General features: G+C 66.8%; 1 protein-coding gene. It reads left to right on the top strand.

Annotation, left to right across the window (positions count from 1 at the left end):
- Positions 1 to 729 (top strand): IS5 family transposase gene (locus AB4091_RS21780; protein WP_442294987.1). Its coding sequence is split into 2 segments (ribosomal slippage), with 730 coding nucleotides annotated over them: positions 1 to 263 and positions 263 to 729; the frame shifts between segments, so codons are not numbered across the junction. This gene is flagged as partial in the annotation.
- Between the last annotated feature and the right edge of the window lie 84 nt (positions 730 to 813).

Below are 813 nucleotides of genomic sequence, written 5' to 3'. Positions count from 1 at the left end.
GCCGAAGGGTGGTCGCCCGCGATGCGATGACCGGCTGGCCTTGGCCGGCATCATCTTCGTTCTGCGGTCCGGCATTCCCTGGGAGATGCTGCCCCGTGAGTTCGGATGCTCCGGCATGACCTGCTGGCGCAGGCTTCGTGACTGGCAGGCAGCTGGTGTCTGGGCCGGGCTCCATCGCGTTCTTCTGGAGCGCCTCTCGGATGCGGGACAACTGGACTGGAGCCGAGCGTCCCTTGATAGCGCCGCAGTTGCCGCGAAAAGGGGGGTGCCGAGACAGGCCCGAACCCAACGGATCGCGGCAAACCGGGCACGAAGCGCCATCTTGTGGTCGATCGCCGGGGCACCCCGCTCGGGGTGCGCCTGAGCCCGGCCAACCGCCATGACAGCCAGATGTTGGCACCCACTCTGGATGCCGTGCCAGGCGTGCGCCATGGTCGTGGCCGCCCTCGCAAGCGCCCCGACAAGCTTCACGCCGACAAGGCTTACGACAGCCACCGCTGCCGAACCGAATGCCGCGTCCGCGCGATCATGCCGCGCATTGCTCGGCGGACAAGGGACAGCAGCGAAAGACTGGGCCGGCACCGCTGGGTCGTCGAACGCACGCTTGCCTGGCTCAACCGCTTCCGCCGACTGACAATCCGCTATGAGCGACGCGCCGATATCCACGAGGCCTTCGTCCTCCTCGGCTGCGCCCTCATCTGCCTCAACCAGATCAGAAGGTTTTGTTAGGTGCTCTAAGCCTGCGCTGCCCGGATGCCCCGGCACAGGGCAAAGCGGTCGTTGTAGCCGCCCTTCCAGTGATGCCAGTCGGGC

It is taken from the genome of Terrabacter sp. 2RAF25, assembly GCF_052115265.1.
GTDB lineage: Bacteria > Actinomycetota > Actinomycetes > Actinomycetales > Dermatophilaceae > Terrabacter.
The sequence above is the reverse complement of the archived record's forward strand: the minus strand, read 5'-3'. Positions and strand labels throughout refer to the sequence as shown.